The sequence below is a fragment of the Paraburkholderia sp. 31.1 genome (assembly GCF_014397645.1).
In the GTDB taxonomy this organism is placed as follows: domain Bacteria; phylum Pseudomonadota; class Gammaproteobacteria; order Burkholderiales; family Burkholderiaceae; genus Paraburkholderia; species Paraburkholderia tuberum.
In genome coordinates this window covers 1-226 of the sequence record NZ_VZQN01000282.1, presented here as the reverse complement: position 1 = coordinate 226, position 226 = coordinate 1, and the positions used below count along the sequence as shown (strand labels likewise).

The window sequence follows — 226 nt, the reverse complement described above, 5'->3', positions numbered from 1 at the left end:
AATACTCATCTCGCCCACCTGTGTCGGTTTGCGGTACGGTCACTGTGAAACTGAAGCTTAGAGGCTTTTCCTGGAACCCCTTCCAGTTGCTTCGCCACCGAAGTGGCTCGCCTCGCACCCTTGAATTGCGCGCCCGGATTTGCCAAAGCGCCTTCTCCAATGCAAGGACCGGGACTTCCAACACCCGGACAACCTTCCGCGATCCGTCCCCCCATCGCATTTCACA

At 57.5% G+C, this 226-nt stretch carries 1 rRNA gene; it reads right to left on the bottom strand.

Going from position 1 to position 226, the window contains the following annotated elements:
- Positions 1-226: ribosomal RNA gene (locus tag F6X37_RS36280) — 23S ribosomal RNA — on the bottom strand; the annotation flags it as partial.